At 71.1% G+C, this 14897-nt stretch carries 17 protein-coding genes; 11 read left to right on the top strand and 6 right to left on the bottom strand.

Features of this window, described 5'->3' with window-relative positions; all coding sequences use genetic code 11:
• Positions 1 to 190: 190 nt before the first annotated feature.
• Both B0B14_RS04605 and B0B14_RS04600 read left to right on the top strand, forming a co-directional pair.
• A complete protein-coding gene (locus tag B0B14_RS04605; RefSeq protein ID WP_076680309.1) occupies positions 191 to 415 on the top strand; it encodes a DUF3107 domain-containing protein in 225 nt (74 codons plus the stop codon).
• A gap of 12 nt (positions 416 to 427) precedes the next feature.
• Entirely contained in the window at positions 428 to 718 is a 291-nt protein-coding gene (locus B0B14_RS04600) for a hypothetical protein (protein WP_076680308.1), read from the top strand.
• A gap of 30 nt (positions 719 to 748) precedes the next feature.
• Here the strand turns inward: B0B14_RS04600 and B0B14_RS04595 are convergent, their stop codons facing one another.
• Positions 749 to 1465, bottom strand: coding sequence for a ferritin-like fold-containing protein (locus tag B0B14_RS04595; protein WP_076680307.1), 717 nt, complete (start codon positions 1463 to 1465; stop codon positions 749 to 751).
• Positions 1466 to 1619: 154 nt separating this feature from the next.
• On the opposite strand from B0B14_RS04595, the gene B0B14_RS04590 reads away from it, so the two are divergent.
• Positions 1620 to 3131: a DEAD/DEAH box helicase gene (locus tag B0B14_RS04590; protein WP_076680306.1), complete on the top strand. Its 1512-nt coding sequence runs from the start codon at positions 1620 to 1622 to the stop codon at positions 3129 to 3131.
• Positions 3132 to 3262: 131 nt separating this feature from the next.
• Positions 3263 to 3679, top strand: coding sequence for an SHOCT domain-containing protein (locus B0B14_RS04585; protein WP_143733619.1), 417 nt, complete (start codon positions 3263 to 3265; stop codon positions 3677 to 3679).
• Positions 3680 to 3715: 36 nt separating this feature from the next.
• Here the strand turns inward: B0B14_RS04585 and B0B14_RS04580 are convergent, their stop codons facing one another.
• The gene (locus tag B0B14_RS04580; protein WP_076680304.1) at positions 3716 to 4600 is read right to left on the bottom strand and encodes a PHP domain-containing protein; all 885 of its coding nucleotides are present in this window, start codon (positions 4598 to 4600) and stop codon (positions 3716 to 3718) included.
• Between the two features lie 99 nt (positions 4601 to 4699).
• Between B0B14_RS04580 and B0B14_RS04575 the strand changes: the two genes are divergently transcribed.
• From B0B14_RS04575 to B0B14_RS04565, 3 genes are read left to right on the top strand one after another with little or no spacing between them, the layout of a single operon-like run.
• Positions 4700 to 5719: an endonuclease/exonuclease/phosphatase family protein gene (locus B0B14_RS04575; RefSeq protein WP_076680303.1), complete on the top strand. Its 1020-nt coding sequence runs from the start codon at positions 4700 to 4702 to the stop codon at positions 5717 to 5719.
• A 37-nt stretch (positions 5720 to 5756) separates the two neighbouring features.
• Positions 5757 to 7187: an aminopeptidase P family protein gene (locus tag B0B14_RS04570; RefSeq protein ID WP_076680302.1), complete on the top strand. Its 1431-nt coding sequence runs from the start codon at positions 5757 to 5759 to the stop codon at positions 7185 to 7187.
• A gap of 59 nt (positions 7188 to 7246) precedes the next feature.
• The gene (locus tag B0B14_RS04565) at positions 7247 to 8971 is read left to right on the top strand and encodes a gamma-glutamyltransferase family protein (RefSeq protein ID WP_083710475.1); all 1725 of its coding nucleotides are present in this window, start codon (positions 7247 to 7249) and stop codon (positions 8969 to 8971) included.
• Between the two features lie 10 nt (positions 8972 to 8981).
• On the opposite strand, the gene B0B14_RS04560 is transcribed toward B0B14_RS04565, so the two are convergent.
• Together B0B14_RS04560 and B0B14_RS16715 are read right to left on the bottom strand one after the other, a co-directional pair.
• Positions 8982 to 9656 carry an alpha/beta hydrolase family protein gene (locus tag B0B14_RS04560; protein WP_076680301.1) on the bottom strand — a complete coding sequence of 225 codons (675 nt, stop codon included), beginning with the start codon at positions 9654 to 9656 and terminating at the stop codon, positions 8982 to 8984.
• Position 9657: 1 nt separating this feature from the next.
• On the bottom strand, positions 9658 to 10401 hold the full coding sequence (locus B0B14_RS16715) for a YflT domain-containing protein (protein ID WP_076680300.1): 744 nt from the start codon (positions 10399 to 10401) through the stop codon (positions 9658 to 9660).
• Positions 10402 to 10439: 38 nt separating this feature from the next.
• On the opposite strand from B0B14_RS16715, the gene B0B14_RS04550 reads away from it, so the two are divergent.
• The 3 genes from B0B14_RS04550 to B0B14_RS16465 are packed head-to-tail and all read left to right on the top strand — an operon-like array spanning position 10440 to position 13428.
• Positions 10440 to 11750, top strand: coding sequence for a magnesium transporter MgtE N-terminal domain-containing protein (locus B0B14_RS04550; RefSeq protein WP_076680299.1), 1311 nt, complete (start codon positions 10440 to 10442; stop codon positions 11748 to 11750).
• Entirely contained in the window at positions 11750 to 12292 is a 543-nt protein-coding gene (locus B0B14_RS16470) for a DUF1003 domain-containing protein (protein WP_076680298.1), read from the top strand. Before B0B14_RS04550 ends, B0B14_RS16470 begins: the two co-directional genes overlap by 1 nt.
• The gene (locus B0B14_RS16465; protein WP_076680297.1) at positions 12289 to 13428 is read left to right on the top strand and encodes an Mrp/NBP35 family ATP-binding protein; all 1140 of its coding nucleotides are present in this window, start codon (positions 12289 to 12291) and stop codon (positions 13426 to 13428) included. Before B0B14_RS16470 ends, B0B14_RS16465 begins: the two co-directional genes overlap by 4 nt.
• 9 nt (positions 13429 to 13437) lie before the next feature.
• Here B0B14_RS16465 and B0B14_RS04535 read toward each other — a convergent pair whose 3' ends face one another.
• Entirely contained in the window at positions 13438 to 13890 is a 453-nt protein-coding gene (locus B0B14_RS04535; protein ID WP_076680296.1) for a twin-arginine translocase TatA/TatE family subunit, read from the bottom strand.
• Positions 13891 to 13960: 70 nt separating this feature from the next.
• Between B0B14_RS04535 and B0B14_RS04530 the strand changes: the two genes are divergently transcribed.
• Positions 13961 to 14596 carry an O-methyltransferase gene (locus B0B14_RS04530; RefSeq protein ID WP_076680295.1) on the top strand — a complete coding sequence of 212 codons (636 nt, stop codon included), beginning with the start codon at positions 13961 to 13963 and terminating at the stop codon, positions 14594 to 14596.
• 68 nt (positions 14597 to 14664) lie between these two features.
• On the opposite strand, the gene B0B14_RS04525 is transcribed toward B0B14_RS04530, so the two are convergent.
• Entirely contained in the window at positions 14665 to 14838 is a 174-nt protein-coding gene (locus B0B14_RS04525) for a DUF3117 domain-containing protein (RefSeq protein WP_076680294.1), read from the bottom strand.
• Between the last annotated feature and the right edge of the window lie 59 nt (positions 14839 to 14897).

Genomic DNA, 14897 nt, shown 5'->3' with positions numbered 1-14897 from the left:
GCTACCTCGCTGCACCGACACCGAGCGGCCGCCGCGAGCACCCCGGCGGATGCCGCACCCGGCGTTCGCCGTCAGCGTTCCGGGCCACGGCCGGGGGTCGTTCGCCGTGTCGTAGAGTTGCCCATGCGGGAGGCTCACGGCCTCCCCGCACGACGGACGGCGCACCCGGCGCCGCAGGAAGGACCCTCAAGTGGAGATCCGCATCGGCATCGCCAACACCGGCCGAGAGCTCAACCTCGAGACCAACGAATCGGCCGACGCCGTCAAGAAGTCGGTCGCGACCGCACTCGATTCCGGCGCGACCCACGTGACGTTCGTCGACGCGAAGGGAAGCTCCTACATCGTTCCGACCGCGAGCCTCGCGTTCGTCGAGCTCGGGTCCGAAGAGACGCGCCGCGTCGGCTTCGTCGCCTGACGCGAGACGCTCGTGGAGATCCTCCTCGGCTTCATCGTCGGCGCCTCCATCGGCACCGCGGCGCACTTCGTCCTCTCCGGTCGCGACTCCCGTGGCGCGGCCGTGCTGCCGATCCTCGGCGCCCTGGTGGCGGGTCTCGCCTGGATGATCCTCACGTGGGCCGGATTCGCCGTCGACAACCCGCTGCTGTGGCTGGTGACGCTCGTCGTCCCCGCCCTGGTCGTCTTCCCGACCGGATCGATGCTCACGCGCCTGCGCCGCGAGCACGACGCACGCGAACGCGCGCGCCTCAAGATCTCCTGACGCGGCATCCGGATGCCGCGGCATCCGGACCTAGGCCGCGAGGCCCATCGCATCCATCCGGCGGGAATGGGCGCCCATGAGCTCGGTGAACACGGGCTCGACCTTCTTCTCGTCGGCGACGGCGAGGCGCGACGGGCGCAGGGCGGATCGGGCGACCAGCAGCGTGTCGCCGACCAGTCGCCGTCCCCACAGGGCCAGCAGCGAACGCCATTCCGGATCGCTCGCGATGGTCGCGTTCACGATGTCGACGATGGCGCCCCGATCGTGGTCGGCGCGGAGGATCTCGGCCACGCGGCGACCGGTGTCGCCGTAGCTGGAGGACAGCGCGGTGTAGAAGTCGTCGAGCATCCCGGCCGTCAGGTGGACGGACAGCATGGTCTCCTGCGGTCGCGCGCCCAGCGTCTCACGGCGGAAGGCGTCGAGCTGCTCGCGGAAAGGCAGCATGATCTCGGTCGGGTCATCGCCGCGTTCGCGGATGAGTTCGACCAGGGCCTGGTGCTTCGTGAGCGCAGCACCGGCCGCGCGCGACAGCGCCTCCTTGTCGGAGAGGCCCGGCGTGGCCCGGATGAGGCGCGTCAGCGTCTCGAAGTACCCGAGCTGCAGGTAGGCGGCCTGCCCGAGGAACGTGTCGATCTCGGGCGCGAGCTCCTCGAAGTCGACGCGCGTCGCATCGGAGAGCTCCCCCTTCGTCTTGAGGGAGAGCGCCCGGCCCTCGGGGCGACGACGCTTCCAGAACCACTCGACCACGCAGCCAGCCTAGACCGGCCTCGCGCACGTCTCCCGATAGACTGCACTTCAGCCCTCGGCGTCGGATCGGGGCACCGCGCCTGTGGATGAGCGAGAAGGCGTGGACAGACTCACTCCCAGGCGGACTTCCTCGGCCGCCAGACAGGCACATATCGTGACGACCTTCGCCGAACTCGGCGTCGACCAGGACATCGTGGACGCGCTCGCGTCCAAGGGCATCGTGGACGCGTTCCCCATCCAGGAGCAGACCATCCCCCTCGGCCTCCCCGGCCAGGACATCATCGGACAGGCCAAGACGGGCACCGGAAAGACCTTCGGCTTCGGCATCCCCGTCGTGCAGCGCCTCGGGCTCGACCCCTCCCACGGCGTCAAGGCGCTCATCGTGGTGCCGACGCGCGAACTCTGCGTGCAGGTCTACGAAGACATCGACATGCTCACCCGCAACCGCTCGACGAGCGTCGTGGCGATCTACGGCGGCAAGGCCTACGAAGGCCAGATCGAGCAGCTCAAGGCCGGCGCGCAGATCGTGGTGGGCACCCCCGGGCGCCTCATCGACCTCAACAACCAGCGGCTCCTCGACCTCTCGAACGCGACCGAGGTCGTGCTCGACGAGGCCGACAAGATGCTCGACCTCGGCTTCCTCCCCGACATCGAGAAGATCTTCACGAAGATCCCCGCGATCCGCCACACCCAGCTCTTCTCGGCGACCATGCCCGGTCCGATCGTCGCGCTCGCACGCCGCTTCATGTCGAACCCGATCCACATCCGGGCCACCGACCCCGACGAAGGTCTGATGCAGGCCAACATCAAGCACCTCGTGTACCGCGCGCACTCGCTCGACAAGGACGAGGTCATCGCCCGCATCCTCCAGGCGGAGGGCCGCGGCAAGACGGTCATCTTCACGCGCACCAAGCGCGCGGCGCAGCGTCTCGTCGACGAGCTGGGAGACCGCGGCTTCAACGCGGCGGCGGTCCACGGCGACATGAGCCAGGAGTCTCGCGAGCGCTCCATGGCCGCATTCAAGGCGGGCAAGCGCGACGTGCTCATCGCGACGGATGTCGCCGCGCGCGGCATCGACGTCGATGACGTGACCCACGTGATCAACCACACGATCCCCGACGACGACAAGTCGTACCTGCACCGCGTCGGACGCACGGGACGCGCCGGCAAGACCGGCATCGCCGTCACGTTCGTCGACTGGGAGGACCTGCACAAGTGGGCCCTCATCAACCGGGCCCTCGAGTTCGGCAAGCCCGAGCCCATCGAGACGTACTCCTCGAGCGCGCACCTGTACGAAGACCTCGACATCCCCGCCGGCACGAAGGGCCGCCTCGTCACGGCGCCCAAGACCCAGACGGTGCGCACGCAGCAGCAGCCCGCACGGGCAGCGGATGCCGCGGCCGAGGGCACCGACGAGGGCACCACCCGCCGTCGCCGTCGCCGCACGCGCGGCTCGGAAGAGGCTCGTGTCGGGGCGACGTTCGCCGCGGACGCGCCGGCCTCCGCGGCATCCGGATCCGGCGACGGATCGGGTGAGACCCGGTCCGTCGACGGCGCAGGCACCCACGACGGGGGCGGCAGCGAGCATCACGACGGCCACCCCGCACCGGCCCGTCGACGTCGCCGGCGTCGCGGTCCGCGCACCGGCGGCGCACCGGCGGTCTGATCGCGCTCGCCCGCATCGGGTGAGACGGCCCGCGACCTCCGCCGTCACCCGCTGTCGAGCCCGAATGCGGAGCGCTAGGGTGAGGGCGGCGGCAGACACTGCCGCGGCCCCCTCATTGAAAGGCACACATCGTGCGAGTTATCGAGACCGCAGTGGAATACCAGGGCTTCTGGGGTTCCATCGGAGACCTCATCTGGTGGTTCCTCTGGGCGTTCATCTTCGTGTCGTACCTGTTCGCGCTGTTCGCGATCATCGGCGACCTGTTCCGCGATCACAAGCTCGCGGGCGGGTGGAAGGCCGTGTGGATCTTCTTCCTCATCTTCTTCCCCATCATCACGGCGCTGATCTACCTCATCGCCCGCGGCAAGGGCATGGGACAGCGCTCGGCCGAGGCCGCACGCGAGTTCAAGTCCGCGCAGGACGACTACATCAAGCAGGTGGCCGGCTCGAGCCCGTCGGAGGAGATCGCGAAGGCGAAGGCCCTTCTCGACGCCGGCTCGATCACGCAGGCCGAGTTCGACGCGCTGAAGGCCAAGGCTCTGGCCTGATCGGCGATCGCCTCTCCGGTGCGCCCTCGTCTTCCCTCAGGGGAAGACGGGGGCGCTTCCCGTTCCACGGGCGATGATGCGGGCGACCATGTCGTCCGCGGTGGTGTTCTCCCCGGGCAGATTGGGCTTGCCCACTCCGTGGTAGTCGCTCGACCCGGTGACGATGAGGTCGTGCGTCGCGACGATCCGACGGAGGACTTTCGTGCCCGACTCCGTGTTCTCCCGATGATCGAGCTCGAAGCCGGCGAGGCCCAGCGCGATGAGTTCTTCGAGGAGCTCGCGCGACATCATCCGCGAGCGGCCGGCCGACGACGGATGCGCGATGATCGGCACTCCCCCGGCCGCGACGATGAGGCTCACCGAGCGACGCGGGTCGGGTGCGTAGTGACCCTCGTAGTAGCCCTCGCGCGGATGCAGGATGCCGTCGAAGGCCTCGCTCCGCGTGCGTGCGAGACCGCGGGCCACGAGGGCGTCGGCGATGTGCGGCCGACCCACGGTCGCACCGGAGCCGGTGTGGGAGAGCACGTCGTCCCACGTGAGCGGGTAGTCGCGGCCGATGTTGCGGACGATGCGCTCGGCGCGCCCCACCCGATCGAGGCGGATGCGCTCCGTCTCGGCGCGGAGGTCGGCGTCGTCGGGATCGAACAGGTATGCGAGAACGTGGACGCTGCGCCACTCGTCTCTCGCCGACATCTCCATGCCCGGGAGGAAGGTCATCCCGAGCGACGTCGCCGCGTCGGCCGCCTCGGCCCAGCCCGCCGTCGTGTCGTGGTCGGTGAGCGCCGCGGTCCGCACTCCGTGGCGGTGCGCGGCCGACATGACCTCCGCGGGCGACTCTGTGCCGTCGGAGCGGATCGAGTGCAGGTGAAGATCGCTGGGACCGGTGATCCGGCGTCCCTCCGACCCCGGCTCGCGCTGCATGCTCCGAGCGTATCGCGCGGTCCGGACGTCGGACGCGGAGACGGCCGCGCAGCCGCGCGATCCGGAGGTTTCCCAGACTGCTGACATAGAGTCCTGGACGTGCTGCGACTGCTCGGAATCCTCGTGACCGTCGCGCTCGCGATCGTGACGGCCGTGCTCACCTGGCCCTCGTTCTTCCGCGTCCAGAGGTACTTCCCGATCGCCCAGATCGTCTCGTTCCGCACCCTGCTCCTGCTGGCCTTCGCCGCCGTCCTCGTGCTGGCGCTGCTGCTCCTGCTCGCCCGCCCGATCCGCGGTTTCGCGGCATCCGTCGCCCTCGTCGCGCTCGTCGGCGTGGTCGCGAACGGTGTCATCGTGACCTCGCGGGGGACGGGCACGGACGAGCTGCCGGCCAAGACCGAGACGAGCGTACGCGTGCTCACCTGGAACACCGCCGGCGCCGCCACGTCGGCCCAGCAGATCGCCCAGATCGCGGTCGCGATGGATGCCGACATCGTGACGCTCCCCGAGACCACGATCCAGACCGGCGAGCAGGTCGCGATCGCGATGCGCGAGCTCGGCCACCCGATGTGGGCGCACCACGCCGACAACCCGTCCACGGAATGGGATGCCGGATCCACGACGATCCTCATCGCCCCCGAGCTCGGCGACTACTCCGTCATCGAGTCCTCGCAGGACGGCACGAGCAACACCTCGACGGTTCCCAGCGCGGTCGCGATGCCCGTGTCCGGAAACGGTCCGATCGTCGTCGCGGCGCACGCCGTGGCGCCCCGCCAGGCCTACATGCAGGCGTGGCGCGACGATCTGCAGTGGCTCGCCGACCAGTGCGCCGCCGACAACGTGATCCTCGCCGGCGACTTCAACGCGACCGTCGACCACATGGCCGGCCTCGGGCTGGACGGGGCGACCCTCGGCCGCTGCAGCGACGTCGCCGAGCAGACCGGCAACGGGTCGGCCGGAACCTGGTCGACCGAGATCCCGACGCTCCTGGGCGCGCCGATCGACCACGTGCTGGTGTCGGATGCGTGGCGTCCGACGGGCTCCCTCGTGCTCCGCTCGCTCGACGGATCGGGATCGGACCACCGCCCCCTCGTCGTCCAGCTGGAGCCCGCCGGGTAGCACCCGCGTGTCGGCGGCCTCGTGCGAGACTGGATGCATGAGCACGACGGGCGAGACCGCAGCGACGCAGGACACGCAGGCAGAGGCTCCGGCCACCACCGACACGACCACGAATCGTCGTCAGGGCTATGGTGCGGGCTTCCTCGAGACGATCTCCACGGGGTGGGCCGAGCGGCCCGACATCGTTCCGGCGCAGCGCGCCGAGGCCCCGTACGCGGCCGCGCGTCGCGAGGCGGTGTCGGCGGCTTTCCCCGGCAGGCGCCTCATCGTGCCGGCAGGCGAGCCCAAGCAGCGCAGCAACGACACCGACTACCCGTTCCGCGCCCACTCGGCGTTCTCGCACCTCACGGGCTGGGCCTCCGACTCCGAGCCCGGTTCCGTGCTGGTGTTCGAGCCGCGCGGCGACGGCGGTCACGATGCGACGCTGCATTTCCGTGAGCGCGCCGACCGCACGACGGCGGAGTTCTACTCGGATGCCTCGATCGGCGAGTTCTGGATCGGCCCGCGCCCCGCGCTGGCCGGGGTCGCCGCCGATCTCGGCATCGCCACCGCCCACCTCGACGACTTCTCCCCGCGTGACGGCGATCTCGTCGTGGGCGACGACGCGGAGCTCACCCGATACGTGTCGGAGCTGCGACTCGTGAAAGACGACTACGAGATCGCGCAGATGCGCCTCGCGGTCGATGTGACGGCGAACGGCTTCGACGACATCGTGCGCGAGCTCCCCCGCATCATCGACCACCCGCGCGGAGAGCGCATCGTCGAGGGCGTGTTCCACCAGCGCGCGCGCAGCGACGGCAACACGGTGGGCTACGACACGATCGCCGCGTCCGGGCCCCACGCGTGCTACCTGCACTGGACGCGCAACGACGGAGCCGTCGTGCCGGGCGATCTCATCCTGATCGACGCCGGAGTCGAGGTCGACAGCCTGTACACGGCCGACATCACCCGCACGTTCCCCGTGAGCGGCACCTTCACCGAGGTCCAGCGCACGGTCTACGAGACCGTCCGCGAAGCGGCCGATGCCGCCTTCGCGGCGGCTCAGCCGGGTGTGCGCTTCCGCACGATCCACGAGGCTGCGATGAAGGTCATCGCCACGCGCGTCGCCGAGTGGGGCTTCCTCCCGGTCACCGCCGAGGAGGCGCTCGACACCGAGACCGGCGGGCACCAGCGCCGCTACATGGTGCACGGCACGAGCCACCACCTCGGAATCGACGTCCACGACTGCGCCCAGGCCCGCCGCGAGATGTACTACGACGGCATCCTCGAGCCCGGCATGGTCTTCACGATCGAGCCCGGCCTCTACTTCCAGATCGACGACCTCACGGTCCCGGAGGAATACCGCGGGATCGGCGTGCGCATCGAGGACGACATCCTCATGACCGCCGACGGCCCGGAGAACCTCTCGGCGGGAATCCCGCGCACGGCCGACGAGGTCGAGGCGTGGATCGCCCGCACGCGCGCGTGACTCACGCATTCGCAGTCCCCGCGGACACGACCCGGCCGACGCTGCGGGGCACGTTCGGCATGGCCGCGTCGACGCATTGGATCGCGACGGCGTCGGCCCAGGCCGTGCTCGAGCGCGGTGGAAACGCGTTCGACGCAGCCGTCGCCGGAGGTTTCGTCCTGCACCTCGTCGAGCCGCACCTGAACGGTCCGGGCGGCGACCTCGTGGGAATCTTCCAGCGCGGCGACGCCGCGGCCCCGACCGTGCTGATGGGGCAAGGTCCGGCGCCCGCCGGCGCCACCATCACCCACATGCGCGCGGAGGGTCTCGATCTCGTCCCCGGCGCCGGCGGCCTCGCCGCAGCCATCCCCGCCGCCGTCGATGCCTGGCTGCTCCTGCTGCGCGATCACGGCACGTGGGAGGTGTCCGACGTGCTGGCGTATGCGATCGGCTACGCGCGCGACGGTGCCCCGCTCGTCCCGGCTGCGGTCGCGACGATCGGCCGCGTGGCCGAGCTGTTCACCGAGCACTGGCCGACCTCCGCCTCGCTGTGGCTGCCCGAGGGGCGGCCGCCCGTCACGGGCGGCCTGCACCGCAATCCGGCCTATGCGGCGGTGCTGGGGCGGCTGGCCACGGTCTCCTCGGCCACTGCGGGCGATCGTGCCGCGCGCGTCGACGCCGCCCGCGCGGAGTGGGCCGCCGTCGTGGGCCGGGAGGCGTCCGCGTTCCTCGCCGCCCCGCACCGCCATTCGACCAGCACCGATCATGCGGGCGTCCTGACCGAGGCCGATGTGACGGGATTCCGAGCCGGATACGAGGATGCGGTCTCCGCCGACTTCCGCGGGTACACCGTGGCCAAGGCCGGCGCGTGGACCCAGGGTCCTGCTCTCCTCGCGGCGCTGCGTCTGCTGGAGCCGCTGCCCGACGAAGACCTCGACGTGGCGACCGAGGAGGGCGCGCACACCGTGGCCGAGACGCTCAAGCTCGTCCTCGCCGACCGCGACGCCTACTTCGGCGATGGAGCTCCGCTCGACGTGCTGCTCTCGGAGGACTACGCGACACGGCGTCGCAGCGCCCTCGGTCCACGGGCCTCGCACGAGTGGCGCCCCGGCGACGTCCCGGGCCGCACGCCCTTCCGCCCGCCCCTGCGCACGAGCAGCGGCTCCGAGCGCGCGGCGGGTGCCGGCGAGCCGACCGTGGCACGCTCCGGCGAGACGCGCGGTGACACGTGCCACATCGACGTCGTCGATCGCTGGGGCAACATCATCGCGGTCACGCCGTCCGGCGGCTGGCTGCAGTCCTCGCCGACGATCCCGTCGCTGGGCTTCTGCCTGGGAACGCGCCTGCAGATGACGTGGCTCGACGAGGAGTCGCCGTCGGCTCTGCGTCCGGGTACGCGCCCGCGCACGACGCTGACGCCGACGCTGGTGCTGCAGCACGGCCGCCCGATCATGGCCCTCGGCACGCCCGGCGGCGATCAGCAGGACCAGTGGCAGCTGCCGATGCTGCTCCGGATGCTCGTGGGCGGCCTCTCCGCGCAGGAGGCGATCGACGCCCCCACCCTGCACACGACGGCTCTCGTCGACTCGTTCTGGCCCCGCACGTGGGAGCCGGGCGGCCTCGTGGTCGAGGACCGCCTCGGCGACGACGTCATCGCCGGCCTCGAGCGGCGCGGACACGTCGTCACGCGCGCAGGCGACTGGCGCCTCGGTCGTCTCTCGGCCGTCGGCATCGACCGGGAGACCGGCACCCTGTGGGCCGCGGCGAACCCGCGCGGCATGCAGGGCTACGCCGCCGGTCGCTGAGCCAGAGACCTCACGACCTCGAGCGGATCCACTCCACGACGAGCGGCGCGAGGTCGGCGCCGATCTCCTCGGGCGGGCGCTTGCGACCCTTGACCTCGAACGAGTGACCCCCGCCGTCCACCCATGCGATGACCGCATCCTGGCACGAGGCCACCGCCTCCTCGAGCTGCGCGTGCGGATCGACGAACGGGTCGTTCGTCCCTTCGACGTAGAGCTGCGGCGGGCGGATGTCGGGAAGGTGTGCGACCCGCGCCTTCGACGGATCGCCGGGCGGATGCAGCGGATAGCCGAGGTAGACGAGTCCGGCAGGGTCGATGGCGCCTTCGGCGGCCGCCATCGAGGCCATGCGTCCGCCGTAGGACTTCCCGGCAGCCCACAGCGGAAGCTCGGGAGCGCGGTCCGCGATCCACTCCGCGACGGCGGCCCAGGTCGTCACGGCGTGCGTCGCCGGACCCGGCATCCGTCGCCCCGCCTCCGCGTACGGGAAGTTGAACCGCAGCGTCGCCAGACCGTGAGCGTTCGCCGCTTCGGTGAACGCGGCGAGGAACGGATGCGCATAGCCCGTGCCTGCGCCGTGGGCGAGGGCGATGACGCCCCAGGCGTCGTCGGGACGCACCCAGGAAGCCGACACCTCGACGCTCCCGGCGGGAAGACCGACGGCGATGCGGTCGTCGAGCGCCGGCATGTCAGGCCCGCTGACCCTCGGGGCCTTCGGGGGCGACGACGATGCCGCCGTCGGTCGGAACGGCGTCGCCCTGCGCGCCGGGCTCGGCATCCGGGGCGGGAGCCGGTTCGGGTGCCACCTCGATGCCCTCCGGCGTCGGGACGGCGTCGCCCTCCGCGACGGGAGGGGTGACGGGGGCGGGCGGGGTCGGAGCGCCCGGCGTCGCGATCCGTTCGCCGTAGCGGGGCGGCTCGTCCCAGTTCTCGGCGGACGCGGTCTCGACGGCCTGAGCGGCGGTGCTCGCGCCGAGGATCTCCCGGGCGCGCTGCACGCTCTCAGCCGACACGGTGACGTCGTAGTGATCCGCGACGACCTGCATGACCGAGGCGAAGTCGCGCCGGCGCCGCACGATCGCGAACGTCAGGAGGCTCAGCAGCATGCCGAGTGCGATGCCCACGATCAGGACGCCGACGAACAGCTGGATGGGCGGTGACGGTGTGCCGATCACGAAGATTGCGGAGAACAGCAGTCCGAGCAGGAGGCCGTTCAGCGCACCGCTGCGCGCGGCGGTGGCGTAGCCGAGCTTGCCGGTCACGCGTTCGATCGAGCGCAGCCCGGTGCCGACGATCGCCACCTGCTTCGCCGGGACCTCCCCTGCGATCAGCGCCGACACGGCCTTCTGCGCGGCTTCGTAGCTCGGGAAGGACGCTACGGTCTCACCGACCTGGTCGAACCCTGCCGGGAGACGCCCGCCCATCATGCTCATCCCTCAATCCTCCCACGGTGCCGGACTACGCTGGGACGGTGAGCACGCAAAGGGTATTCGTCGCGCGGCTCGCCGGCTGCGCCGTCTTCGACCCCGCCGGCGATCGCCTCGGCAAGGTCAGAGACGTCGTCGTGATCTACCGCAAGGACGATCCGCCGCGGGTCGTCGGCCTCGTCGTGGAGATCCCCGGGCGCCGACACGTGTTCGTCTCGATCGGCCGCGTCACCTCGATCGCCACCGGTCAGGTCATCACGACCGGCCTGATCAACGTCCGCCGCTTCCAGGAGCGCGGGGGCGAGGTGCGCGTCATGGCCGAGCTCCTCGGGCGCCGCGTGTTCTTCACCGACGGCTCCGGCCACGCGATCATCGAAGACGTCGCGATCGAGCGCAACCGCCTCGGCGAATGGGACATCGGCCAGCTGTTCCTCCGCAAGCCCAAGACGAGCGCGTCCCCGTTCGCGAAGGGTCCGACGACGTTCGCCAACTGGTCCGAGGTGCGCGAGCAGCAGACCCCGGGCGAGACGCAGTCGGCCGAGCAGCTCGTCGCGTCGTTCTCCGAGCTCAAGGCCGCCGATCTCGCCAACACGCTCCTCGACCTGCCCGAGGAGCGACTGCTCGAAGTCGCCGAGGAACTGCCCGACGGCCGTCTCGCCGACGCCCTCGAGGAGATGCCCGAAGACGACCAGGTGCACATCCTCGAAGCCCTCGGAGACGAGCGCGCCGCCGACATCCTCGATGCCATGGAGCCGGATGACGCCGCCGACGTGCTCGCGCAGCTCACCGAGGAGCAGCGCGAGGAGCTGCTCGACCTCATGGAGCCCGAAGAGGCCGAAGACGTCCGCGCCCTGCTGAAGTACGGCCCCGACACCGCCGGCGGCCTGATGACACCGGAGCCGATCGTGCTCTCGGCCGATGCGACGGTGGCCGAGGCTCTCGCCCTCATCCGCCGCCACGAGCTGCACCCCGCTCTCGCCGCGGCCGTGTTCGTGACCCTGCCGCCCTACGAGACGCCGACGGGCCGTCTTCTGGGCACCGTGCACTTCCAGCGGATGCTGCGCTACCCGCCGCACGAGCGCCTGGGGGCGATCATCGACGACTCGCTCGATGCGATCCCCGCGTCCGCTTCGGCCGCCGAGGTCGCGCGCCTCCTCGCGAGCTACAACCTCGTCTCGCTGCCCGTCGTCGATCCCGCCTACCGCCTGGTCGGTGCGGTCAGCGTCGACGATGTGCTGGACTACCTGCTGCCCGAGGACTGGCGCTCGCACGACGGCGACGACCAGCCGCGGGCGACGGTCCCCGCGCCCGCTCCGACGCTCGTCGGCAGCGACCGACCGGGACGGGGGCGATGATGGCCCGCCAGAACCGGCAGATCTCGCTCGACGCCCCCCGCGGACGCAAGGGCGTGCTCGCGCGCACGCCCCAGCCGTCGCGCGACCGCTTCGGACGCTTCTCGGAGTCGTTCGCCCGGGCCATGGGAACTTCGGGGTTCCTCATCGGCATGACAGCGTTCGTCTTCGTGTGGCTGCTCTGGAACATCACGATGCCGGTCATCCTGCAGTTCGACCCGGCCGCGACCAACTTCACCCTGCTGACGCTGATCCTCTCGCTCCAGGCCTCGTACGCCGCGCCGCTCATTCTGCTCGCGCAGAACCGTCAGGACGACCGCGACCGCGTGCAGATCGAGCAGGACCGCCAGCGCGCCGAGCGAAATCTCGCCGACACCGAGTACCTCGCGCGCGAAGTCGTCGCGCTGCGCATGGCCCTCACCGACGTGTCGGACGAGGCCGTGACGCGCGACGTGCTCCGCCAGGAGCTCCGCTCGCTGCTCGATCAGCTCGATGCCCGGTCGGAGCGCTCAGACCACGTCGACGCGCGACCGGAGGCGCGGTGACCTCCCAGGCCGACGCCGTCGTCGCGGCGGTGGGCGCGGTCGTCGATCCCGAGCTGCGCCGTCCGATCGCCGAGCTCGGCATGCTCCGCGACATCTCGGTCGACGGCGGCACGGCCCGCGTGGGGATCGTGCTCACGATCGTGGGGTGTCCCGCCGCCGAGCGCATCTCCCGCGAAGTGACGGATGCCGCCGCCTCCGTCCCCGGCGTCGCGGACGTCGAGCTCACGGTGGGGGTGATGACGCCCGATGAACGGCGGGAGCTGACCGAGAAGCTCCGCGGCGGGCGCGCCGCCCGCGTCATGCCGTTCGGCCGCGATTCGCTCACGAGGATCATCGCCGTCACGAGCGGCAAGGGCGGCGTGGGCAAGTCGACCGTCACGGCCAATCTCGCCGTCGCGCTAGCCGCACGCGGACTCGCCGTCGGAGTCGTCGACGCCGACGTGCACGGCTTCTCGATCCCCGGGCTCCTCGGGATCGTGGATGCCTTGGGACGCACGGTGCGACCGACGCGCATCGACGATCTCATCCTGCCGCCCGTCGCCTACGGCGTGAAGGTCGTCTCGATCGGCATGTTCCTGCGGGAGGGCGAGGAGGGCTCCGCCGTGGCGTGGCGTGGGCCCATGCTCCATCGCACGGTCACCCAGTTCCTCACCGACGTCTACTTCGGCGATCTCGACATCCTGCTGCTGGACATGCCGCCCGGCACCGGCGACATCGCCATCTCGGTCGGCCAGCTCCTCCCCCACGCCGACGTCGTCGTCGTCACCACCCCCCAGCCCGCCGCGGCCGATGTCGCGGTGCGGAGCGCCCTCGTGGCCCGTCAGACCGGCCAGACCGTGATCGGCGTGATCGAGAACATGGCGGCGATGACCCTTCCCGACGGCACCCTGCTCGATCTCTTCGGCTCCGGCGGGGGCGCGGGTCTGGCCGCCGCGCTGTCGACCGACGACGAGGTGCCCGTGCTCGCCTCCATCCCGCTGAGCCCCGCGCTCCGGGCAGGAGGCGATGAGGGCACTCCCGTGGTCGTCGCGGCGCCCGAAGACCCGGCCGCCGTCGCCATCGTCGAGCTCGCCGCTCGCGTGGCCGTGAAGCCGCGGGGCCTTGCCGGTCGCCCGCTTCCGGTCACCCTCCGCTGAGGAGGCGGGTCAGGTCGCCTCGGAGTCGAACGGCGCGTCGTCGTCGGGGCGGAATGCCGGACGTGCCGGCGGCGCACCGGCGGCGGATGCTGCCGCCGCACCTGCACCGGCTGCTCCCACAGCCCCCGCCGCGCCCACGGCCGTGGTCGGCACCGGCCCGCCGGGCGATTGCGGCTTGATGCCCGAGGGGATCGTGGGCAGCGGCGCATCGTCGAGCAGCGCCTCGCGGATGATCCGGCGAGGGTCGTAGCGGCGAGGGTCGAGGGTGCGCCAGTCGACGTCGTCGAAGTCCTCGCCGAGTTCGTCCTTCACGCGGGTCTTCGCCCCGCGGAGGTAGTCGCGCACGCGGCCGACGAGGTGTGCGAGGCCCTCCGCGTACCGCGGAAGTCGTTCGGGACCGATGAGGAGCGCGGCGATCACGAGGATCAGCACGAGCTTCTCCCACGTCAGCCCCAGAGTCATGCTCCAAGGTTACCGTCGCGCCTGGCGGTCGGCCCCCCTCTCGGCGCGTAGTGTGGCCGTCGGAGGATCCATGAGCGAGCAGGACGCGAACCACCGGTTCGCCGAGGAGGCGACCACAGAACCCGACCACATCGCGCGGGCACGCGCGCATGCGCTCGAGTTGGGGGCGTCGCCTATCAGCGCAGCGGTCGGGGCGCAGTGCGCCGTCATCGCCGCCGCGTCGCAGGCGCTGAACATCGTGGAGATCGGAACGGGTGCCGGCGTGTCGGGCCTGTGGCTGCTCCACGGCTCCCCGCGCGCCACGCTCACGACCATCGACAGCGAGCCCGAGCACCTCGCGGTCGCCCGCCAGTCGTTCGCCGAGGCGAAGGTGCCCGCCGCGCGCGCACGCTTCATCTCGGGTCGAGCGTCCGACGTGCTCCCCCGCATGAACGAGGCGTCGTACGACATCGTCCTCGTGGACGCCGATCCCGACGGCGTCATCGAATACGTCGAACACGGTCTGCGGCTCGTGCGGGCCGGCGGCACGGTCCTCGTTCCCCGCGTCCTCCACGGAGGCGCCGTCGCCGATCCGGTGCGACGAGACTCCGTCACGGCGGCGTACCGGTCGCTCATCCAGGAGATCCAGGCATCCCCCGCCGTCATCGGCGCTCTGTCCATCGTGGGCGAGGGACTGCTCCAGCTCACGACCGTCGCGACCGACTGACGCTCGCAGGCCCCGGAAACGCCGATGGCCGGCCCCGTAGGACCGGCCATCGTGAGTCGTGGTGGTGCTTACGCGGGGTTGACCACTCCGCCCAGCACGTCGTAGAGCTCCTTGACCTCGGCGTCGTTCACGGAGACGACAAGTCGTCCGCCGCCCTCGAGCGGAACGCGCACGATGATCAGGCGACCCTCCTTGACGGCCTCCATCGGCCCGTCTCCGGTTCTCGGCTTCATGGCTGCCATCGTGGCTCCCTTTCGTCGTCGGTCTCCCTGTCAGTTTACCGTGTGTAACGGACACTGGC

The organism is Microbacterium sp. RU33B, assembly GCF_900155915.1.
Taxonomy (GTDB): domain Bacteria; phylum Actinomycetota; class Actinomycetes; order Actinomycetales; family Microbacteriaceae; genus Microbacterium.
This window is presented reverse-complemented; position numbering and strand designations above follow the sequence as displayed.